This window comes from Novosphingobium sp. FKTRR1 (genome assembly GCF_020404405.1).
In the GTDB taxonomy this organism is placed as follows: domain Bacteria; phylum Pseudomonadota; class Alphaproteobacteria; order Sphingomonadales; family Sphingomonadaceae; genus Novosphingobium.
The window spans coordinates 393,452-414,391 of record NZ_JAIZDA010000002.1; the positions used below are offsets into that span (position 1 = coordinate 393,452).

22 protein-coding genes are annotated in these 20,940 nt (G+C 64.5%); 10 read left to right on the forward strand and 12 right to left on the reverse strand.

The annotated features are described in order from the left end of the window. Nucleotides 1-4 precede the first annotated feature (4 nt). Nucleotides 5-712, reverse strand: coding sequence for a ribulose-phosphate 3-epimerase (gene rpe, locus LDN95_RS03635; protein ID WP_226016253.1), 708 nt, complete (start codon nucleotides 710-712; stop codon nucleotides 5-7). Between the two features lie 450 nt (nucleotides 713-1,162). Here rpe and LDN95_RS03640 point away from each other — a divergent pair, with 450 nt between their 5' ends. Continuing rightward, a complete protein-coding gene (locus LDN95_RS03640) occupies nucleotides 1,163-1,666 on the forward strand; it encodes a DUF2141 domain-containing protein (RefSeq protein ID WP_226016254.1) in 504 nt (167 codons plus the stop codon). A 2-nt stretch (nucleotides 1,667-1,668) separates the two neighbouring features. Next, the gene (locus LDN95_RS03645; RefSeq protein ID WP_226016255.1) at nucleotides 1,669-2,622 is read left to right on the forward strand and encodes a 2-hydroxyacid dehydrogenase; all 954 of its coding nucleotides are present in this window, start codon (nucleotides 1,669-1,671) and stop codon (nucleotides 2,620-2,622) included. A gap of 13 nt (nucleotides 2,623-2,635) precedes the next feature. On the opposite strand, the gene LDN95_RS03650 is transcribed toward LDN95_RS03645, so the two are convergent. After that, nucleotides 2,636-3,382, reverse strand: coding sequence for an NTP transferase domain-containing protein (locus tag LDN95_RS03650; protein WP_226016256.1), 747 nt, complete (start codon nucleotides 3,380-3,382; stop codon nucleotides 2,636-2,638). A gap of 102 nt (nucleotides 3,383-3,484) precedes the next feature. Beyond that, on the reverse strand, nucleotides 3,485-4,585 hold the full coding sequence (locus LDN95_RS03655) for an inositol-3-phosphate synthase (RefSeq protein WP_226016257.1): 1,101 nt from the start codon (nucleotides 4,583-4,585) through the stop codon (nucleotides 3,485-3,487). A gap of 274 nt (nucleotides 4,586-4,859) precedes the next feature. Between LDN95_RS03655 and LDN95_RS03660 the strand changes: the two genes are divergently transcribed. Continuing rightward, a complete protein-coding gene (locus LDN95_RS03660; protein WP_226016258.1) occupies nucleotides 4,860-5,789 on the forward strand; it encodes a CDP-alcohol phosphatidyltransferase family protein in 930 nt (309 codons plus the stop codon). A gap of 4 nt (nucleotides 5,790-5,793) precedes the next feature. On the opposite strand, the gene LDN95_RS03665 is transcribed toward LDN95_RS03660, so the two are convergent. Further along, a complete protein-coding gene (locus LDN95_RS03665) occupies nucleotides 5,794-7,107 on the reverse strand; it encodes an MFS transporter (RefSeq protein WP_226016259.1) in 1,314 nt (437 codons plus the stop codon). 257 nt (nucleotides 7,108-7,364) lie between these two features. Between LDN95_RS03665 and LDN95_RS03670 the strand changes: the two genes are divergently transcribed. Beyond that, nucleotides 7,365-7,991: a class I SAM-dependent methyltransferase gene (locus LDN95_RS03670; RefSeq protein ID WP_226016260.1), complete on the forward strand. Its 627-nt coding sequence runs from the start codon at nucleotides 7,365-7,367 to the stop codon at nucleotides 7,989-7,991. Between the two features lie 27 nt (nucleotides 7,992-8,018). Here LDN95_RS03670 and LDN95_RS03675 read toward each other — a convergent pair whose 3' ends face one another. After that, nucleotides 8,019-8,825, reverse strand: a complete 807-nt coding sequence (locus LDN95_RS03675; protein WP_226016261.1) for a hypothetical protein — start codon at nucleotides 8,823-8,825, stop codon at nucleotides 8,019-8,021. A gap of 124 nt (nucleotides 8,826-8,949) precedes the next feature. Between LDN95_RS03675 and lipB the strand changes: the two genes are divergently transcribed. Beyond that, nucleotides 8,950-9,624: a lipoyl(octanoyl) transferase LipB gene (gene lipB / locus LDN95_RS03680; RefSeq protein ID WP_226016262.1), complete on the forward strand. Its 675-nt coding sequence runs from the start codon at nucleotides 8,950-8,952 to the stop codon at nucleotides 9,622-9,624. After that, the gene (locus LDN95_RS03685; RefSeq protein WP_226016263.1) at nucleotides 9,621-9,950 is read left to right on the forward strand and encodes a hypothetical protein; all 330 of its coding nucleotides are present in this window, start codon (nucleotides 9,621-9,623) and stop codon (nucleotides 9,948-9,950) included. Before lipB ends, LDN95_RS03685 begins: the two co-directional genes overlap by 4 nt. 27 nt (nucleotides 9,951-9,977) lie before the next feature. Here LDN95_RS03685 and LDN95_RS03690 read toward each other — a convergent pair whose 3' ends face one another. Next, on the reverse strand, nucleotides 9,978-10,853 hold the full coding sequence (locus LDN95_RS03690) for a CoA ester lyase (RefSeq protein ID WP_226016264.1): 876 nt from the start codon (nucleotides 10,851-10,853) through the stop codon (nucleotides 9,978-9,980). 15 nt (nucleotides 10,854-10,868) lie between these two features. Further along, nucleotides 10,869-11,972 (reverse strand): alkene reductase, encoded by a 1,104-nt coding sequence (locus LDN95_RS03695; RefSeq protein WP_226016265.1) that lies wholly within the window; start codon nucleotides 11,970-11,972, stop codon nucleotides 10,869-10,871. A 105-nt stretch (nucleotides 11,973-12,077) separates the two neighbouring features. Between LDN95_RS03695 and LDN95_RS03700 the strand changes: the two genes are divergently transcribed. Further along, entirely contained in the window at nucleotides 12,078-12,977 is a 900-nt protein-coding gene (locus LDN95_RS03700; RefSeq protein ID WP_226016266.1) for a DMT family transporter, read from the forward strand. Nucleotides 12,978-13,009: 32 nt separating this feature from the next. Here the strand turns inward: LDN95_RS03700 and nadA are convergent, their stop codons facing one another. From nadA to LDN95_RS03725, 5 genes are all read right to left on the reverse strand, one after another. After that, nucleotides 13,010-13,996, reverse strand: a complete 987-nt coding sequence (gene nadA / locus LDN95_RS03705; RefSeq protein ID WP_226016267.1) for a quinolinate synthase NadA — start codon at nucleotides 13,994-13,996, stop codon at nucleotides 13,010-13,012. 165 nt (nucleotides 13,997-14,161) lie between these two features. After that, nucleotides 14,162-14,857: a DUF4230 domain-containing protein gene (locus tag LDN95_RS03710; RefSeq protein WP_226016268.1), complete on the reverse strand. Its 696-nt coding sequence runs from the start codon at nucleotides 14,855-14,857 to the stop codon at nucleotides 14,162-14,164. Further along, nucleotides 14,839-15,768 (reverse strand): MBL fold metallo-hydrolase, encoded by a 930-nt coding sequence (locus LDN95_RS03715; RefSeq protein ID WP_226016269.1) that lies wholly within the window; start codon nucleotides 15,766-15,768, stop codon nucleotides 14,839-14,841. Before LDN95_RS03715 ends, LDN95_RS03710 begins: the two co-directional genes overlap by 19 nt. 72 nt (nucleotides 15,769-15,840) lie before the next feature. Beyond that, nucleotides 15,841-16,374, reverse strand: coding sequence for a DUF1465 family protein (locus LDN95_RS03720; protein ID WP_226016270.1), 534 nt, complete (start codon nucleotides 16,372-16,374; stop codon nucleotides 15,841-15,843). A gap of 135 nt (nucleotides 16,375-16,509) precedes the next feature. Continuing rightward, nucleotides 16,510-16,707, reverse strand: a complete 198-nt coding sequence (locus LDN95_RS03725; RefSeq protein ID WP_226016271.1) for a YdcH family protein — start codon at nucleotides 16,705-16,707, stop codon at nucleotides 16,510-16,512. A gap of 266 nt (nucleotides 16,708-16,973) precedes the next feature. On the opposite strand from LDN95_RS03725, the gene LDN95_RS03730 reads away from it, so the two are divergent. The 3 genes from LDN95_RS03730 (at nucleotide 16,974) to LDN95_RS03740 (ending at nucleotide 20,897) form a co-directional block, all read left to right on the forward strand. Next, nucleotides 16,974-17,132, forward strand: a complete 159-nt coding sequence (locus LDN95_RS03730) for a YdcH family protein (protein ID WP_226016272.1) — start codon at nucleotides 16,974-16,976, stop codon at nucleotides 17,130-17,132. Nucleotides 17,133-17,439: 307 nt separating this feature from the next. Continuing rightward, nucleotides 17,440-19,719: a phosphoenolpyruvate--protein phosphotransferase gene (ptsP, locus tag LDN95_RS03735; RefSeq protein WP_226016273.1), complete on the forward strand. Its 2,280-nt coding sequence runs from the start codon at nucleotides 17,440-17,442 to the stop codon at nucleotides 19,717-19,719. A gap of 170 nt (nucleotides 19,720-19,889) precedes the next feature. Continuing rightward, on the forward strand, nucleotides 19,890-20,897 hold the full coding sequence (locus LDN95_RS03740; protein ID WP_226016274.1) for a helix-turn-helix domain-containing protein: 1,008 nt from the start codon (nucleotides 19,890-19,892) through the stop codon (nucleotides 20,895-20,897). The last annotated feature ends 43 nt before the right edge of the window (nucleotides 20,898-20,940 follow it).

The window sequence follows — 20,940 nt, forward strand, 5'->3', positions numbered from 1 at the left end:
GCGATCAATCGGCTCCCTTCAGCGCCGCGATGTTCGCAGCATACCGGTCCGGTCCGCCGCGGAAGGTGGCGGTTCCGGCCACCAGCACATCGGCCCCTGCGTCAACGCACTGCCGGGCCGTGGCAAGGTCGACACCGCCGTCGACCTCCAGATGGATGGGGCGACCCGACTTGTCGATTGCCTTGCGCACCGCTTCGATCTTGCGCAACTGGCTGGAAATGAAGCTTTGTCCGCCAAATCCAGGGTTCACGCTCATGATCAGGACCAGATCGATGTCGTCGATCAGGTAGTCGAGCATCTTGGCAGGCGTGCCAGGATTGAGCGATACGCCAGCCTTCTTGCCCAAGGCCTTGATCGCCTGCACGGTGCGGTGGATGTGCGGTCCCGCTTCAGGATGGACGGTGATGATGTCGGCCCCGGCAGCGGCAAACGCTTCGAGGTAGGAATCGACCGGCGAAATCATCAGGTGAACGTCGAACGGCTTGGTGGTGTGCGGACGCAGCGCCTTCACCACCATCGGTCCGATGGTGATGTTTGGCACAAAGTGCCCGTCCATCACATCGACATGGATCCAGTCAGCGCCTGCCGCATCGATCGCGCGCACTTCCTCGCCCAACCGGGCGAAATCAGCCGACAGGATCGACGGCGAAATCAGCGGAGCGGCGGGGCGGGGCAGCAATTCATCGGAACTTGAAACGAGGAGCGATGTCAAAAGAGCTAATCCGGGTGCAGCGTGCGATAGAAAAGGGCGGAAGGCTTTGGCAAGGGACGGTTCATGTAGGGCCGATCCGGCGCACACTTCAGCACGTGGTGCCGCCGCGCACTCCCCAAGCCCAAGCCAAGCGATTACCGGGGGGCAGTGCTGCCTACAAGTTCGTATCCACCCGTTTTCCACACGCTATGTCTGGAAACGGGTCATTTCCGAGGCAACTACTTGCAGGCGGCAACCATCATGCAGGCCTTGTCGCTCGGCGCAGGCCTCGTTCATGGCCGATCAAGCAGACGGGCGCAAAGAGCTTGGTCCTGGCGTCGTTTACGGCATAGGTTCCGCCGCGATTCGAACTGGCGTCTTGCTTGTCGTTCTTGAACCATGTTCAGGCAGAAACCGTTTTCAGGCCGAAACCATCCTCAGGATTGCCCCGTGTCATCACCACGACTGCCCATGACCTTCCCGATGAGTAAAGCCGTGTTCAGGCATGCATTTGCGGCCATGACTATTGCACTGGTCGGCTTGGTGGCAACCACTCCGGCGGTTCAGGCAGCAACCCCGAATTGCATTGGCCGGGCCAGCGACACGTGGATCTACATCTCCGTCGATGGTGTCCGGAATGCCGCCGGTCAGATTGCGGCAACGCTCTATGCCGATGATTCGAGCCGCTTTCTGGTGAAGAATGGTTCGCTATATGTAGCCCGCACACCAGCGGTTGCGGGTGTTACCCGGTTCTGCCTGTTCGTGCCACATCCCGCAGTCTACGCGATCGCCATCTATCATGACGAGGATAATTCGGGAACGATCAACCGCGGCGGTTTGCTGGGAATTCCGACCGAAGGGTTCGGCTTTTCGAACAACCCGCCAACGATCGCGAGCCTGCCTGCCTTCCGTTCGGTGCGCCTGAACGTGAGCAAGCCCAACCTGGCCACGACCATTCACCTGTCCTATCCATGAGCGTGGCTGCACGGCCTGAAGTGCTGGTTGCTGCCGCCTTGCCGCCGGTGACCATGGCGGCACTGGAAACCCGGTTTGCCATTCATCAACTGTCAGACGGGCTTGACCCTGCGATACTGGCGCGGATTCCGGCGATGGCGGCCAGCACACTGGCCGGACCTATCGGTGAAGCCCTGCTGGCGCGCATGCCGGCCTTGCGGATCATCGCCAATTTCGGCGTCGGCTATGACAACATCGATATCGCTGCGGCGTTGGCGCATGGGGTGATCGTGACCAATACCGGCGGAGTGCTCGACGAGGAAGTCGCAGACCTGACCATCGGATTGCTGCTCGCGACAATCCGGCGCTTGCCGCAGGCGGACCGGTTCGTGCGGGCAGGAGGCTGGCTCAAAGGGGCGTTCCCGCTGTCGCCATCGCTGCGCGGGCGCACCATAGGCATTCTCGGGCTGGGTGCGATTGGCAAGGCGATTGCGCGGCGGCTGGATGGCTTTGGCGTGGCCATCGCCTACCACGGCCGCTCGCCGCAGGCCGATGTGGGCTATCCGTGGTATCCCTCGGCGGAGGCGCTGGCGGCGGCATGCGACGTGCTGATCGCCATCGTGCCGGGCGGGGTGGCGACACGCCATCTGGTCGATGCTGCCGTCCTGCGTGCGCTCGGGCCCTCTGGCGTGCTGATCAATGTTGCGCGCGGGTCCGTGGTTGACGAGGACGCCCTTGTCACAGCCTTGCAAGCGGGCACGATCGCGGCGGCGGGGCTTGATGTCTATGCCGACGAACCGCGCGTGCCTGCGGCTTTGCTGGCGCTCGACAACGTGGTGCTGCTGCCGCACCTCGGCTCGGCCTCGGATGTGACGCGTCAGGCGATGGGCCAGCGGATGATCGACAATCTGGCGGCGTGGTTCGATACCGGCCGCCCGCTGACCCCGGTTCCCGAAACGCTTCATCTGGTCGGCTGAGCGCCGACCGCGGTCAGAAGCCCGAGGCGGCCAGTGTCGGCGAAAGGTGCCAGGGGGCCATTTCCTCGGCCAGTGCGTGGGCGCGCGGATCGTCGACATCGATCCACCAGGCATCGTCGATATCCATCGTGTCGGCGCGATTGTAATCGGCCAAGACCTGCATGCCATCGGATAGAGAGCCGGGCTTGCCGGCAGCAATCGCCGCGCGAATGGCGGCGGCAAGATCGGGCGTGGCGTGGAACGCCCCGCAATCGACCGCGTCGTAATCGGTGATGGTCTTGCCGATCGCCTTGATCAGACCACTGGCGTCGGTCCGCACCCATGTGGCGTCGTCTGGATCGACCAGCGGGTTGTCGAGCCTCCGGTCGATCGCCAGCGTCACGCCGTTTTCGGGTGCGCCATGCGCGATCAGGCGGGCAAGGATATCTGCCTCGAAGATGTGATCGGCCATCACCAGCAGGAAGTTGCCGGTGCAGCGGGTTGCGCCTGCAATTACCGAGTGGCCGTTGGGCAATGACCAGTCGGCCAGTCGGACCGGGATGATCTCGACCTGCAGTCGCAACGACAGTTCGGCAAGAAACGCTTCGACCAAGGCGGCCTGATGGCCGGTGACGACGATGAAGCGGGTTGCGCCTGCGACCAGCGCCTGACGGATCACGATCTCGATCAGCGGCACATCGCAGATCGGGGTGAGCGGTTTGGATGTCGAAAGGTCAGCCAGCCTGCTGCCGTAACCGGCGGCAATGATCAGGGTATCCATGGGTCGTCCGTGTCAGCGTGGTTTGCGAAGGTCCGGGGTGGTCAAAGCAACAGCGGCGCCGGTCCCGGGACCGACGCCGCTGAGCAAATGCATGAGCAGGTCTTACTCGGCCGCGATGGCCGGTTCGCTGATGAATTCTTCCACCAGTTGTGCGGCCACATCGTCGTGGAACTGCTGCGGCGGGTGCTTGCAGAAATAGGCCGAGGGGCCGATCAGCGCCCCGCCTTCACCGCGCTCGAGCGCAACCTTGCAGCAACGGATCGCGTCCATCACGCAAGCCGCCGAATTCGGGCTGTCCTCGACCGAGAGGCGCAGTTCCAGGTTCATCGGAACATTGCCCCACTGCGTGCCTTCGAGGCGAAGGAAGCACAGCTTGTTGTCCTTCTGCCATGGCACGTAGTCCGACGGGCCGACGTGGATGTTTTCGTCCGCGAGGCGCTGCGCCAGCATGGCCTGCACCGCTTCGGTCTTCGATTCCTTCTTGCTGCCCAGCCGCTGACGGTCGAGCATGTTCATGAAATCGGTGTTGCCGCCGGTGTTGAGCTGATAGGTCTTTTCGACCGTCACGCCGCGTGCGCCGAACAGGCTGGACAGCACGCGATGGACGATAGTTGCGCCGACTTGCGCCTTGATGTCGTCACCGACGATCGGCACGCGCTTGGCGCGGAAACGCGCTTCCCATTCGGGGGTGCTGGCGATGAACACCGGCATGCAGTTGACCACCGCAATGCCCGCTTCGAGCGCGCATTCCATGTAGAATTCAGTGGCGGTCTGCGAGCCGACCGGCAAGAAGTTGAGCAGGACTTCGGTGCCGCTGTCCTTGAGCGCGGCAACGATCGATTCGTGCGTCGCTTCAGGCTCGTCAGCAAGGATGAAACCGCGATCGCCCATACCGGTCATGTGATCGGCAACGCCATCAAGGATCTTGCCCATGATGACCTTGGCGCCGGTTGCCGGCACTTCAGGCTGAAAAACGGCGGTGCAATTGGGTCCGGCGAAGATCGCCTCGCCAATATCTTTGCCGACCTTGCGCTTGTCGACGTCAACACCAAGCACGAATTCGACATCGCCTGCACCATAGCCGCCGATGCGATCGTGAATCAGACCGCCTGCAGAGTTGTTGTTGCGATAGAAGTAAACGCCTTGGACAAGCGAACTAGCGCAGTTGCCCACGCCGATCACTGCGACCTTGATTGGCTTCATTTTTTCAATGTCCCTTCCGCCAGGTGTCGGACCCGGGGGCGGCCCACACCTGTAATCAAACTGCCCCAGATTACAGAATTATGGCGGATTGCAAGCACAATTCCGGATTGTCATGCGACGCTGCGATGCGGATCAGTCGCCCTGAGTGATGGTAAACGGGGGCTTGCAAAGCCGGGCGGATATGAGACGAGGGCCCGCAGCGCGATTTCGCAGACGTGCTGAGCCATTGGGCAAGTGATTGGAAAGGCGGGGCGCAAAGGCGATGGGCGCAAAGGTGAACGGCAGTACTCAGGTGATCACGCGCCCGGCGCGCGCGCGCGAAATGCAGGATGCGCTGAATTATCATCTATATCATCCGTTGGCCTGGCAACTCGCGCGGTTGCTGGCGCGCACGCCGATCACGCCGAACATGGTGTCGGTCGCTGGCGGTCTGTGTGTGGTGGCGGCGGGCGTGGTCTATGTCGCGGGCGCAGGGTGGGGCCTGCCTTGGCCATGGGGGCCGTTGCTGGGTCTGGCCCTGCACATGACCTGGCATGTCGTCGACGGGGCGGACGGAGATTTGGCGCGGATCACCGGCAAGACCAGTCCGCTGGGCGAACTGGTTGACGGGATTTGCGATTATGCCAGCCATATCGTGCTCTACGTTCTGCTGGCGCTGCTGCTCAGCGGCATGATCGGCCCGGGCTGGGCATGGTTCTGGACGCTGGCAGCGGGCGCCGCGCACATCGCGCAGGCCAACTTCGTCGAAGTGCAGCGCCGATTCTATCAATACTGGACCTACGGCACGCCCTGGCTGAACAACGCGACGCAGGCCGACGGAGCGCTGTTTCAAGACAAGCGCGGGTTCGCGTGGATTCTGCGCGGGTTCGTGGCGGGCTACTTGCGGCTGGCATCTGGCATGAGCCCCCATGCGCTGAAGATCGACGCCGCAGTCAGCGCGGCAATGCCGGGCGGTACGGCCCCCGATGCCGAGCGGTTGACGGCGATCCGTGCCGAAGTGGCACACGAACAGCGTCCGCTGCTGGTTTTTCTGCGCTGGCTTGGTCCCAATCCGCGCGCGCTGGTTTTGGGCGCGGCGATGCTGGCGGGCAGTCCGCTGTATTACTTCGTCTACCAGACGATCGTGCTCAACCTGTTGCTGGTGATCGCGGTGCGACGCGAGGATGCCGCTGCGCAACGTGTCGTGGCCCGGCTGGGGCTTTGATCTCTCAGGCTGGCGTCAGGCCGCGGACCCTTTCATCGGGGCGTAGCAGGGTCAACGCCACCGCGATCACGGCCAGGGCCAACGCTTCGATCAGCGCCCAGACCGACCAGGCCGAATGGTTGTACAGCCACACGCCGATGGCCGGGGTGACGATATAGGCCGATCCGTTGACCGCTGCGACGATGCCAGCGACCTGACCTTGCTCGGACGGCGTGACCGCTAGGCTGGCCCCCGAAGTGAAGCCCGGACGGAACAGGCCGAAGCCCATCGAGGCAATGGCAAAGCCGGTCGCCGTTGCATGCAGATCATGTCCGAGCGCGATCACCACCGCACCGACCCCGCATAGCGCCATGCCCGACAGCGTCGCGGTGCGCGGGCCCATGCTCAACGCCGGAATCAGGCCCCATTGCGCCAGCAAGGTGGCAATGGCGCCGCACATCAGCACGAGCCCGATCGGACCGGCTGCGGCGTCGGGCTGATGACGCAGACCCAGCCGGTCGAGCAGGAGGAAGCCGATCACCCCCAGCAACACCGATTGCGCCTGCCCGCCAAGCGCGCCCGCGATCAACCATCCGCGTAAGCGCCGGTCGCCCCAGCGCACGCGGGTGGTCGAGGGCGCATTACCGTCGTCGTCGTCGGCATCCGCCGCCGAAGGTGTGTCCGAATGGTGTTCGTCGATCAGCGTATGGTGCTTCCACTGATGGGTTGCCGGATCGGGCGTTCCGGCGAGCGCCAGCGCGCGTGGATCATCGTCGGGCAACCGCAGCCGCAGCGACGCGAGCACAATCAGCGCACCCAGCGTGAAGGCGGCGAAAGGGCCCACAAGGCCGATGCCCGGCACGATCAGCAAGGGCGCGAGCGCCGGGCCCAGCACGGTACCAAGACCAAAGCTCGATGCCACCAGCGAGAGCGCGCGCGTCCGTTCGCTGCGGCTGGTGCGGCTGGCGACATAGGCCTGCACCGCAGGGGGAGCAGCCGAGCCGAAGGTGCCGTAAAGCGACCGGGCAAGGGCGAACAGCAGGATCGCGCTCAAGCCGCCGACCCAGCCGTGCAGTCCGGCATAGAGCGCGGTGCCGCATAGCCCGAACGAGAGCGAGAATCCGGACAGGCCCAGCGCCATCATCGCCTTGCGCCCGCGCGTGTCGGAGCGGCGTGCCCAGAACGGGGCAAGGATCATCCACAACAGAGCCGACCAGGAATAGGCGAGGCTGACCCACACATCGGCAATGCCCAGATGCGTGCCGATCGAGGGCATCACCGACTGCATGGCGGTGTTGCCCGCTGCCGTGATCAGCATCACCGTGAACAGCAAGGTCATCCGTCCGGCGGGCAGGGCCGTGTTGGCTATTGGCGCTCCGTTTGGCTCATATACGGCGCTTGTTGATGAGCCATCGTTTCCTGCTGTCATCGCCCGCTCCCCAGCCGACTGATCGCCTTCCCTGGCGAAATTGTGTGCCGGCGATGCTTACCGCGTCGGCGTACAACTTGCGGTAAGCAGGAATGGCAGTGCTTGCAATGCTTTGGATGTTCTGCAAGTCACGGGGGCCCAAGGTCTGCAGGAAAGCTTTCGCACCCATGACGTCAGGCGAAGTCGCACCCCTTCCTTTGATCCCGCGCTTGCGGGCAAAACTTGTCCGCGCGCTGGGACCGACCGCGTTGTTCCTCAAGGGCTTTGCCAAACATCCGGTGATGGTCGGCGCGCTGGTGCCTTCGTCGCGCCGGACGATCGATCGGGTCTTGTCGAAGGTCGACTGGGAACAGTGCCGCCTGTTCGTCGAGTATGGGCCGGGTGTCGGCACATTCAGCCGGCCTGTGCTGCAACGGATGCGGCGTGATGCCCGTCTGGTGGTGATCGACACCAACGCCGAATTCATCGGCTATCTGTCGCGGACGATCGTCGATCCCCGCTTCAGTGCGGTCCATGCATCGGCCAGCGACGTCGAAGCGATCGTGGCGGCGCATGGTTTCGAGCACGCGGACTATGTGTTGTCGGGACTTCCGTTCACCACGCTGCCGCCGGGTGTGGGACAGGAGATCATGGCTGCCACGCACCGGGTGCTGCGCTCTGGCGGCGCGTTTCTGGTCTACCAGTACACCGCCCGCGCCCGCGCGTTGATGCGGCGGTGGTTCGACCGGATCGATGAAGGCTATGAGCCGATCAACATTCCGCCTTGCGTGATCAGCTGGGGCTGGAAGGACTGAACCAAGGACGGTGTGCGGTTCGGCCGATCAATCGAAGACGTCGCGCGTTGCAGCCACGTCACCTGCCAGTTGCCGGTGGGTCGAAGCGATCATCGCCGCGAAATAGGTGTAGCCGACCGCAAACAGCAGGCCGACCACCGTTTCACTGATCAGGCGTTGCGCCTCCCCTTCGGTGGTGTTCACCAGCACGACCCCGACCACCATCATCACCAGTCCGTAAATCACCAGGAACAGGGTGAAGGCGGGCGCGAAATAGAGCATGATCGCCTGAAACTGCCCACGCGTCAGCGTCAGACTGCGGCGGATCGCGACGAATGGATTGCGCGTCTGCGCCACCGCGATCTCGGGTGCGACCATCAACACGAGCGTCAGCGGATACGTCATCGCCGCAATCGACAGCAGCACCGCCAGAACCGCAGGCAGGGCCAGCAGCAGCACGCTGGCCAGCAACAACCAGGCGAGCGAGAACGCGAGCATGGTAACGATGTGCGCCGCCAGATAGCTGGGCAGCATCCGCAAGCTCTGGCCGATCGCAACGGCCACAGTCGGTCGACGGTCATCGAGCATGATCACCAGCATCGTCATGAAGCCGACGATCAGCGGCAACGACAGCAGCGCCAGTGTAGGCCCGGCATCGCCATAGAACTTGGTGAACGCCTCTGCCATCTGCTGGTCGGACATACCGCGGTTGATCATCGGCTTGGGCAGCACCACCGCGCCGATCAGGCCGGGCAACAGAAAGAACACCCCGGCAATGGCAGCCAGCATCTCACGGTTGGCCGAGACCATCCGTGCTGCCTGCGTCCATGCCGCACTGCTGTCCAGTCTTGTCACGTCGTTCCTCGCTTTCGCGGCGGTCTCTAGCAGGCGGCGTGCGCCAGTGCATCCCCCCAAGGAACCGAAGCCGAGCTTCCCGCCCGCTCTTGCGCAATGGCGCCAGCCGCGCCAAGTGCAGCGGATGACCGCCGCCGACTCTCTTGAAATCCGGCAGGATGCCGCGCAAGTGCCCTATCGCGCCGCGCTGGCGGTCATGGACGCGCGCAATGTCGCCATTGCTGCCGGTGAGGCCGGGGAACTGGTCTGGTTGCTGGAACATCCGCCGGTCTACACCGCCGGAACCAGCGCCGATCCCGCCGAGCTGCTCGATCCGCGCTTCGAGGTGGTCGAGGCGGGGCGCGGCGGGCGTTATACCTATCATGGACCGGGCCAGCGGATCGGCTATGTCCTGCTCGACTTGCGCCAACGCAGCCGCGATGTGCGCCGCTTCGTCCATGCCTTGGAGGGCTGGGTTATCGCCACACTGGGCGATTTTGGAGTCGATGCGTGGCGCGCCGATGGGCGTATCGGCATCTGGACCCGAGGGCCTGACGGGCGCGAGGCCAAGATCGGCGCGATCGGGGTGCGCATCCGCCGTTGGGTCACGATGCACGGCTTCTCGGTCAACCTGGCGCCGGACCTTGCCGACTTTGGCGGGATCGTGCCGTGCGGGATCGAGGAATATGGTGTGACCAGCCTGAAAGCACTGGGTATTGCAGTCAGCACCGAAGCATGGGATCGCGCGTTGCTGGCCCGGTTGGAGGCCTTTCTTGCCGAACTGGGTGAGCCGTCCGGCGCCCAAGAGGACCACGTATGATCCTGACCAACCGCCAGCCCGCCAAGCGCACCCCTGTTGCCCGCTCCATCGTCCCGGCGTTCGCCTTGCTGGCGCTGCTGGGAGCATCGGGCTGTGGCAAGCAGGCACCCGTATCGGCCGCGCATGCTGCCGGCGGTGAGGTACTGCCCGGCACGATCAGCGACGCCATGCTCGACCCCGAACGGTCGCAGGAGCGCGCACCGCTGCAACCCGTCAAGGCGAGCAAGCCGACAGTCGATGATTTCGTCCCCGACAAGGCGAGCGAGGCTGCCGATGTGGCGGAAGCACCGGTCGCTGCAACTGCGGCAAAGCCCGCCGCCAACTGAGCCTCGATCCAGAAACGCGGGTCCGGTTCAGTCGAGCCCAAGCAAGGCCCGAGCCTGACGCAAGTGCGGCTGGTCGATCATCCGCCCGTCGATCTGTAGCGTGCCAACATCAGGATTTGCCGCAAATGCCGCCACGATCGCCTGTGCGTGCGCCAATTCGGCAGCGGTCGGGGCAAATGCGGCATTGATTATCGGTACTTGGCCCGGATGGATGGCTAGCATGCCGGAAAACCCATCGGCGCGAGCGGCTTCGGCGGCAGCTTTGAGCCCCGCTTCGTCGCGAAAATCGGCGTGGAGGGTGTCGATCGCGGCAACCCCCAGCGCATGGGCGGCGAGCAGGGTCTGCGCGCGGACGAAACGGAAGGCATCGGTCCACTGCCCGACACCATCGCGTTTCCGGCTGGCGGCGAGTTCGGCGGACAGATCCTCAGCCCCCCAGGTCAGTCCGCGCAAGCGGGGGAGGTCGCGGGTCAGGTAGGTCGGGATGGTGAGCGCGGCACGCGGCGTTTCGCTGACCAGCGGCAGCAAGCCGATCTGGCCGACGGGCAGTCCGTGCCGGGCTTCGAATGCGGCAATGCTGTCGCTGACCAAGGCCACTTCGTCCGGGCCGGCAGCCTTGGGCAGCATGATCCCGTCCGGTGCCGTGGCCACGATGACCGCCAGATCATCGTGCCACAAACCTGTGTCGACGGCGTTGATCCGCACCCACAAGGATGCGGTGCCGGCGCGGCGCGGGACCGTGCCAAGCCACTGTGCGGTCAAGGCTCTGGCGGCTGGCTTTGATGCCAGCGCGATGGCATCTTCCAGATCGATGATCAGTGCATCTGCACCCGTCCCCGGTGCCTTGGCGAGCTTTTTCTCGCTGTCACCGGGGACGAACAGCCATGAGCGCAAAGTGGTCATCGGTAGAACCTGACGTCAGGCCGCTTCGGTTTCTTCGGCCAGCGTCGGATAGTCGGTGTAACCGGCTTCACCGGGGAAGTACCAGGTTTGCGGGACGCCCTTGTTCGGGTTCCAGTGGGCGCCAGTCGCGATGCGATCGACCAGATCGGGGTTGGAGATGAACGGACGGCCAAAGCTGATCGCGTCGGCCCGGCCCGAAGCGACGTCGGCGGCGGCCTGATCGGCGTTGTAGTCGCTGTTGAGCACCAGCGGCCCGGTGTAGATCGAGCGGATCAGCGCATCCTGCTGGGGCACGTCGGTGTTGCCGAAAGTGCCGTTGGGTCCGGGCTGGCGCAGTTCGACGAAGCCCAGTTGCAGCGCCTGCAGGACGCGTGCGGCTTCTCCAAACACGGCTGCCGGGTTGCTGTCGTCGGCGCCCTGCGAATCGCCGTTGGGTGACAGGCGAACCGAAACCGGGCCGGTGCCCCATACTTCGATCAGGCGTTCGAGCACTTCACGCAACAGCCGAACGCGGTTTTCCGGGCTGCCGCCATAGATGTCGTCGCGCAAGTTGGTCGAATCGCGCAGGAACTGATCGATCAGATAACCGTTGGCACCGTGCAGTTGCACCCCGTCGAACCCGGCCTTCTTGGCATTCTGTGCGGCGTGGCCATAGTCGTCCACCAGCCGCGGCATTTCGTCGAGCCGCAGCGGACGCGCTTGCTCGTACGGCTTGGTGCCTTCGGGCGTGTGCGCATGGCCGGGCGCGGTGGTGGCCGATGCCGAGACCGGCGGCTGTCCACCGAGGAAATAAGGGTGGACGATGCGGCCCATGTGCCAAAGCTGCAGCACGATGCGGCCACCAGCCTGATGGACGGCCTCGGTCACCGGCTTCCACGCCTCGACCTGTTCATCGGTCCAGATACCAGGCGCGCTGGGCCAGCCGTGGCCTTCGGGGCTGATCGCGGTGGCTTCGCTGATCAGCAGGCCGGCGCTGGCGCGCTGGCGATAGTAGGTTTGCATGATTGCGGTGGGAACGCCGCCAGCAGTGGCCCGGCCGCGGGTGAGCGGGGCCATCAGAATGCGATTGGGCGCGTGAATGGAACCAAGGTCGATCGGGTCAAACAGGGTGGTGGGCATGGACAATATCCTGTCAGAAGTGGCAAGGGCCCGAATGCGGGGCGGCACGATTGCCGACACAGCCTCGGTTTCCTTTTGCAACTTGATTAGGCTGCGATCTCCGCGATGACAACCGCCCCCCAGGTGAGAAAAACTTCCCGCCCGCACACCTCGCATTTGCTGGCGCTGCTGGGCGGCAATCTGGCCTTGTCCGTTGGCCCTACCTTCGTGCGAATGGCCGACAGTGGACCGGTTTCGGCCGCGTTCTGGCGGGTGATCCTTGCCCTGCCGCTGCTGGCGCTGCTGGCGCGCTTTAACCGCCAGAGGCTGACCGGGATCGCCTGGAAACCGCTGGCCGCGGTGGTGCTGGCGGGCATGCTGTTCTCGCTCGATCTGGCCTCGTGGCACATCGGGATCGAGCGGACCAAACTGGGCAACGCCTCGCTGTTCGGCAATTCGACCAGCCTGATGCTGATGGTGTGGGGCGTGATCATGGCCCGGCGATGGCCGCGCATGACCGAGACGGCAGCCATCGCGCTGGCGCTGGCTGGTTCTGCGGTGCTGATGGGGCGCTCGCTGGAAATCGGCGCCAAGACGCTGGCGGGCGACCTGTTCTGCGTCCTTGCCGGCCTGTTCTATTTCTTCTTCCTGCTGCTGATCCAGCGCGCGCGTGGTGCGATGGGGCCGTGGGCGCAACTGTTCCATTCGAGCTGGGCCAGCGCGCCCATCCTTGTGATTGTCGCACTGGCGATGGGCGAACCCTTTTGGCCGCACGTCTGGTGGCCTCTGCTGGCGCTGGCGCTGGGCAGTCAGGTGATCGGCACCGGCTTGCTGTTCTATGCGCTTGGCCGGTTTTCGTCGTTGGTGGTGGGGCTTGGCCTGTTATCGCAACCGGCGGTGGCGACATTGCTCGGCTGGCTGGCATTCGGTGAGCGGATCGGCTGGCTCGATGCCGCAGGCATGGTCTGCGTCGGCGCGGCGCTGGTCCTGGCGGTTGCCGGAGAAGGGCGCGCGGCCAAGTCCTGATCGACGCGCCCCCCCCTTTTGGTCTTGAGCGGTCAGCGCGCTCCCAGATCGCCCAGCCCGACGGTGCCGCTGGCCAGCGCCAGCATGGCATCGAGGCTCTTCTTGGCGGCAAGGCGCAGCGGTTCCTCGATCTCGATGCGCGGGGTCAGGTCGCGCAACGCAAGATAGAGCTTTTCGAGCGTGTTGAGCGCCATGTAGGGGCAGATGTTGCAGTTGCAGTTGCCGTCGGCTCCGGGCGCACCGATGAAGGTCTTGTGCGGCATCGCCAGTTCCATCTGGTGAATGATGTGTGGCTCGGTGGCCACGATCAGCGTGTCGCCGGGCATGTCCTTGGCGTACGTGAGGATGCCGCTGGTCGATCCCACATAGTCGGCGTGATCGATGATGTTCGGCGGGCATTCGGGGTGCGCGGCAACCGGCGCGCCGGGGTGCAGCGCCTTGAGCTTGAGCAGCTCGGTTTCGCTGAATGCCTCGTGCACGATGCACACGCCCGGCCACAGCAGCATGTCGCGCCCGAACTTGCGGTTGAGATAGCCGCCAAGGTGCCGGTCCGGGCCGAAGATGATCTTCTGTTCGGGCGGGATCTGCGCCAGGATCGTCTCGGCGCTCGATGACGTCACGATCACGTCCGACAGGGCTTTCACTTCGGTCGAACAGTTGATGTAGGTCAGCGCGATGTGGTCGGGGTGCGCTTCGCGGAATGCCTTGAACTTGTCGGGCGGGCACGAATCCTCAAGGCTGCACCCGGCATCCATGTCGGGCAGGATCACCGTCTTTTGCGGGCTGAGAATCTTGGCGGTATCGGCCATGAACTTGACCCCGCAAAATGCGATGACGTCGGCGTCGGTAGCTGCCGCCTTGCGCGAAAGTTCCAGCGAATCGCCGACGAAATCGGCCAGATCCTGAATCTCGGGGCGTTGATAGTAATGCGCCAGAATGACCGCGTTCCGCTCCTTGCGCAGGCGGTCGATCTCGGCGCGCAAATCGAGGCCGGACAGGTTCAGGGGCTGGGCGGTCATGTGGAATCTCCAACGGGCGATGGCCGGCAGTGCGGGATTCGAACCGGCTTGTCCGCCCAGCGACTTAGGGACGCGGCCCGCTCGCGGCAAGAGCGTCGGCAGGGCGATGCCGACGTGAGTGCAGGCCGCATGATCGCCGTGATGCCGGCGATGAAGCCAGGTCCGTCAGTGTGCGGCCGGTTCCCCGTCGAAAACCACCACGATCCTGGCCGCTGGAAAGCCTGCCATTTTCAAGGGCCCGGCGATATTGGCTGCCACCGCTTCGCGCGCCGCCGCACGGGCAAGATCGAGCAAAGCGCCATTGCGGGCCTGCTCCACCGCGATGCGCTCGGCCAGCCGCGTGTTCTCGCGGGTCAGCGTCTCCTGCGCTGTCCGGGTGATCCACACCCCTTCGCGCAAATACTGCGCGCGGGCCTCGTCCAGGTTGGGCTGGCCGATCATCAGTTGCGGCAGGCGCACCGACAGCGTTTGCGCCGACGCGTTCCACGTCATGCGGTCGCGCCCGATCTTGCCGAGGTCGATTGCGTAATCGACGCGCGCCGGAATGACCGCCACCTGCCGCGACCTGACCAAACCGAAGAGTTGCGAATTGTCGCTGGACACCACTGGCACCAACTGTGCGCTGAATACGGTCAGCCGGTCCTGCTTCTCGAACGCAACCAGTCCGACCGCCAGCGGGTCGACTGGGGCAGGGGGGCGCACCAGCAACCAGCCGAGCCAGACTGCCGCGCCCAGTGCCAGCGCGAACAAGGTCCATGGCAGGATTGCGGCTCGGCGGCGCGGCGCGGGTGTCGCTGCCATGCCGAACCGGTCCTTGCCAGAAGGAGCAGCCGGTTGGGGGGTCAGTTCAGGATCGTCCATGTCTGTGCGTTACGCGCGACGCGGCCCTTCTGTTCCAGATCGACAAGGTGGGCCAGCACCGATCGGCCCGCAGCGCCTTGCAGACGCTCGTCCAACCCTTTGTACATTGCCGCGACGAAATCCGGTATCGACCGCGCACCGCCCTCAAGCAGCGTGACTATCTGGCGTTCGCGCTGGCGGCGGTGGCCGATCATGCCGCGCACCAGTTGGCGCGGATTGTTGATTTGTGGGCCATGCGCGGGATAATAGACCCGGTCTTCGCGGTCATAGAGCTTTTGCAGACTGGTCATGTAAGCGGCCATGTCGCCGTCGGGGGGCGATACGACGCTGGTTGACCAGCCCATCACGTGGTCGCCGGTGAACAATGCGCCACTTTCGGACAGCGCAAGGCACAAATGGTTGCTGGTGTGACCGGGTGTTGCCACCGCCTCTATCGTCCAGCCGCTGCCGGTGATGCGCTCGCCATCGAGCAGCACGCGGTCTGGCGCATATTCGGGGTCGAACGCGGCATCGGCGCGCGGGCCGCTGTCGTCGAGCACGAGCGGCGCGCAACCGATGATCGGCGCTCCGGTCATCGCCCGCAGCGGGCGAGAGGCGGGGCTGTGGTCACGATGGGTGTGGGTGCACACGATGGCCGCAATCCGCGCCGAGCCGACGGCAGCAAGGATCGCTTCGACATGGCCCGCGCCATTGGTGTCGGCATGGCCTGCCACGCCGGTGTCAGCGGGGCCTGGATCGATCACCGCGACGTCGGGACCGTTGCCGACGATGTAGGTCTGCGTGCCGGTGAACGTGTAGGGCGAGGCGTTGGGCGCAAGCACCCGCCGCACCAAAGGTTCCAGCATGACCGAACGGCCGGTTGGCCAGGTCGCCGGATCGTGCGGGTCTTCCGCGGGGATGGTATGCTCCATGAACAGACCTATGGGGACGCGTTGGGCGGAGTGCAAGAATGCGGGCACCTGACTCTTCACGGCTGCTACGCATTATCGGGCGATCGCTTCGCCCCCCATGTCGACTGGTGGTTCATTTAGCCGCACGCGCAAGCGTTCCTGCAAGCGCTCGATCGCCGAAAGCACGGGCTGGGGGGCTGCGCGCCAGGCCAGGTCAAGGCGCTGAATCCGCTCGTAAAGCCGCTCGCTTTCGCGGACGAGCCCTTGCGCGTCATCGGGCAGGGTGGCCAGCGAATCCGGGTCGCTCAGTGGGAAATGCGCGATCATCCGACCATGGCGACGCAACTGCTGCTCGTTCAACTCTCCGGCAAAGAAGGCCCGGTGATTGAGCAGCCACGCCAGGCAATGCATGATCCGGGTGGTGGTGCGCAGGGCTTCGCAACTGGCTTGCACACGGACCAGCTCGGCTGCTGTGTCGCGCAAGTCGGCCATCGCCAGCGCGGCGCGTTCGGCATGCTCGGCCCGCAGTCGATCGAAGCTGTCGCGCACTTCATCGGCGAGCGTCAGTGCCTCGGCATAGAGCGCTTCGACAAGGCGCGGGTTGAGATCGGGCAGTGCGGACACCATGCCCGCATAGTCCTGTATCGAGGCTTGGCTCAACCGCCTGCGGCCCCGTATCTGGCTGCATATTGGCAGTGTACCGGAACGGAACGCGGCGCGGTTTTGCGCCAAGCCTGCCGGTGGCGAATCATCGATTTGATTTCAGGCGATAATGTCCGGGATGAGATAATCTTCCAGCATCGAGATCTGGTCCTTGAGCAGCAGCTTGCGCTTTTTCAGGCGGGCAATCTGCAACTGGTCATGTGCGCCGGCCAGGCTCAGGGCATCGATCGCCGCATCCAGATCGCGGTGTTCCAGGCGCAAGGTCGACAGCCGTTTGCGCATCTCGTCTTCAGTCAACCCGATCACTCCTGCGCAAACCCGAACCGGCCCATGGCGAATCAATTTCCGCACGAATCTACGGTTTAACCCGCAGAGCCTGCTTTCCGACGTGGTTTGGCTTGCAAGATACGGCGAATGTGGGAGCATGACAACGCGTCGGCTCAGACCTTGTGCAGGCTTTTCCAGGTGAGTCGCGGCCAAACAGGCCGGAGCAGGCGCCATCCACGGCCGCGGAAATTCGTCCGCAGCTGGACGGGGGGACAATCCCGTAAGGAGGTAACCGCATGGAAACGTCGCATATCAGCGCATTGCAGACCAAGCACGCCGGACTCGAACGTCGTATTGAAGAGGAACTGGGCAGACCGTTTCCCGACGGTGGCCGACTGATGGAACTCAAGCGACGTAAGCTGCGAATCAAAGAGGAACTTTCCCGCTCGCACTGATGACGTTTCCACGGGGATCCTTGTGAGGGTTCCCGGCAATACTTGATACGCGTGGACTTGATACACGTGGCGTGATTTCGGCAATCTGGTTTCAGGTGGCCTGTTTCAGGTTCCCGAAATCCAGTCTTCGCCAGACGGCCCGGTCCGGTAGCTCCGTGCTGGGCCGTTTGCCTGTTTCCGGCTGGCGCTATCACCCGCGAACATCGGCAGCGGTTACGACCATCTTGGATCAATCCGCCATCAAGGACAGGACAACATGGCATGGCAGCGTTTGCAAACGGTCCGCCTTGCGCTAGGCGATTGAACCATGGTCCTGCTGTCCGCCGCTGCCGCCGCCCGGGCGATCCTGATTTCGTTGCACGAGGTCATGGCCTCGCGTTCCGGTCCGCAAGCCAAGCTGAACCAGATCGTAGAGGTGATCGGAGCCAAGCTCGATAGCGAGGTCTGCTCGATCTATCTGCTGCGCGAAGGCATGCTCGAACTGTTTGCCACACGCGGCCTCAATCAGGCCGCCGTTCACGTCACGCGGCTGGCGGTGGGCGAAGGGCTGGTCGGAACGATCGCTTCGAACATCGAGACGCTCAACCTGGCCGAAGCTGCAGCGCATCCCGACTTTGCCTTCCGTCCCGAGACGGGTGAGGAAAAATTCCATTCCTTTGCCGGTGTGCCGATCGTGCGCCGTGAACGCGCGGTCGGTGTGGTCGCGGTCCAGCATGTTGATCCGCGCCGGTATGAGGAAGTGGAGATCGAGGCGCTCCAGACAGTCGCGATGGTGCTGTCCGAAATGATCGCCAACGCCGAACTGATCGATGCAGAAGATGCGCTCGGGGTTTCGGCGCAACAGACCGGGCCTGAGCGGTTGAAGGGGCAACCGCTGGTCAAGGGCATCGCCGCCGGATTGGCGGTCTATCACCAGCCGCGCGTCACGATCGAGCAGATCGTGGCCGAAGACACCGAGGCCGAACGCCAGCGCGTCTACCTCGCGTTCGACCGGATGCGCGAACAGATCGACCGCATGGCGAGCCAGGCCGAATTCGGCGTCGGCGGCGAGCATGAGGAGGTGCTCGAAACCTATCGCATGTTCGCTTACGACGAAGGCTGGAGCCGCCGGATCAACGAAGCGATCGATTCGGGGCTGACCGCCGAAGCCGCGATCGAGCGCGTGCAGCAACGCACCCGCATGCGCATGCGCCAGATCGACGATCCGCTGCTGGCCGACCGCATGCACGACCTTGAAGACCTGTCGAACCGGTTGTTGCGGATCGTTTCGGGGCAGCTTGGCACGGCGGCCAGCATGGGGCTCAAGGGCGATGCGATCCTGATCGCACGCAATCTTGGTCCGGCCGAATTGCTTGAATACGATCGGCGGCGGCTCAAGGGCGTGATCCTTGAGGAAGGCTCGCTGACATCGCATGTGGTGATCGTGGCGCGCGCCATGGGCATCCCGGTGATCGGGCGGGTGCGGGGTCTGCGCGGTTGCGTGCGCGATGGCGATCAATTGCTGGTCGATGGCGATCAGGGCGTCATCGACGTGCGGCCCCTGCCGGCACGGACCGAGGCGTTCGAAACGCGCTTTGCCAAAAACCGCGAACGTCAGGCGCACTACGCCGCGATGCGCGATGTTGAGCCGGTCACGCGCGATGGCACGCGCATCTCGGTGATGATCAATGCGGGTCTGCGCGATGATCTGCCGATGCTCGGCCTGACCGGCGCCGATGGCATCGGCCTGTTCCGTACCGAGTTCCAGTTTCTGGTGTCGGCGACGCTGCCAGCGCGCGAGCGCCAGACCCGACTGTACCGCGACGTGCTCGACGCGGCGGGTGACCGGCCGGTGGTGTTCCGCACCGTCGATATCGGCGGCGACAAGGTGCTGCCCTACTTGCGCCACAACGGTGGAGAGGCCGAGGAGAACCCGGCGATGGGCTGGCGCGCGCTACGCGTGGCGCTCGAACGCGATGGGCTGCTCAAGGTGCAGGCGCGCTCGCTGCTCGAAGCGGCTGGTGGGCGGACGCTGAACGTGATGTTCCCGATGGTTACCGAACCATGGGAGTTTGATGCGGCCAAAGCGGTGTTCGATGGCCAGTTGGCGTTCCTGAAAAAGCAGAAGAAGCCGCTGCCCGAGGCGATCCGCTTCGGGGCCATGCTCGAAGTGCCGGCGCTCGCTGAATGCCTTGATGTGCTGGCGCCCAAGATCTCGTTCCTGTCGATCGGGACCAACGATCTCACCCAGTTTCTGTTCGCGGCCGACCGTGCCCATTCCAAACTGGCCGAGCGCTATGACTGGCTGAGCCCCGCGATCATGCGCTTCCTGCGCCGGGTGGTGCAATCGGTGGCGCCCCACGGCATCGACCTGACGGTGTGCGGTGAGATGGGTGGGCGGAGGCTTGAGGCGTTGGCCCTGCTGGGCCTTGGCATTACCCGGCTGTCGATCACGCCAGCCGCCGTCGGACCAGTCAAGGAACTGGTACGCAAGGTCAATTTGCCCGACATCGCCAGAGCCATGTCCGGTTGGCTGGACGCACCGCCTCCGAACTTGCGCGCGGCCCTGTCCGAATGGGCCTGCCAACGCGGCATCGAATGCGACTGACCGTCTCGGGTCGCCAGTCAGCATCGCGAAAGGCAAATCGTCGCAAAACCGGCGCTTGTTGTTGTGAAACCGGCGTGAAAAGCGTTGACATTCGCCCGATTGCAACGTTGCCTGCGTAACGGGTACGCAAGAAGCCGAGGGTCGCCTCAAAGGCCAAGGAAAGTGTTGACGTGACTGCCTCCGCAGATACCGGATTTGATCCCGCTCCAATCATTGCGCCCTTGCCACAGCCCGTCAGTGTCCGGCTCAAGGCGGCACGCGAAGCGCTTGGTCTGTCGCTCGCCGATGTCGCGGCGCGCACACGGATTACCTCACGCCACGTCAAGGCGGTGGAGGATGGCGATTTCGCCAGCCTTCCCGGACGGCCCTATGTGATCGGCTTTGCCCGCAGCTATGCGCGCGCGGTGGGATTGGATGAGGCTGAAATCGCCGCAGCCGTGCGGTTGGAGATCGGCACCCGCAGCATCGGTCCCGAACCGCGCGTCATCAACCAGTTCGAGGTGGACGACCCGGCCAAGACTCCGTCACGGCTGGTCATCTGGCTGGCGCTGCTGTTGTTCGGCGGCCTGATCGTCACGATCGTGCTGTTCCTGCCGACCACGTTCATCCCGTCGGTCGGCCTGCCCTCGCTGGTCGAGCCGACGCACGCGCCTGCGCCTCCCGCGGTTACCGTGCAGCGCCCCGCTGCTCCGGCTGCTGCACCTGCGCCGACCGGTCCGGTGGTGTTCACGGCGCTGACCGACAAGCTGTGGGTCAAGTTCTATGACGCCAGCGGCAAGCAGTTGTTGCAAAAGCAACTGGCCAAGGGTGAAAGCTACACGGTGCCCGCAGATGCGGTCGAACCGAAGCTGTGGACCGGGCGGGGCGATGCCCTGGCCATCACCATCGGCGGACAGGCCGTGCCGCGTCTTGCCGAGCATGAAGGCATCATCAAGGACATTCCGGTCAGTGCGGTGGCCCTCCTCGCGCGCCCGGCGTCCGGCGCGCCAGCGGGGCAGGCGTCAACGCCGGCGCCGGTCGTCGCCGCAACCGGTTCGCCATCGACTGCGCGACCCTTCGCGCGGCGCCGGGCTGTCGCGCCTGCGTCGTCAGCGCCGAGCGAGGCCGTGCCCGCTGCGCCGACCGCCACTCCTGCGGCTGCGACCGGCCCGGCAGCGACGGCTTCCCCGGCCGGGTGACGGGTTGCACTCGACTTCGTGTCGGGGCTGAGGCAGATTGAGG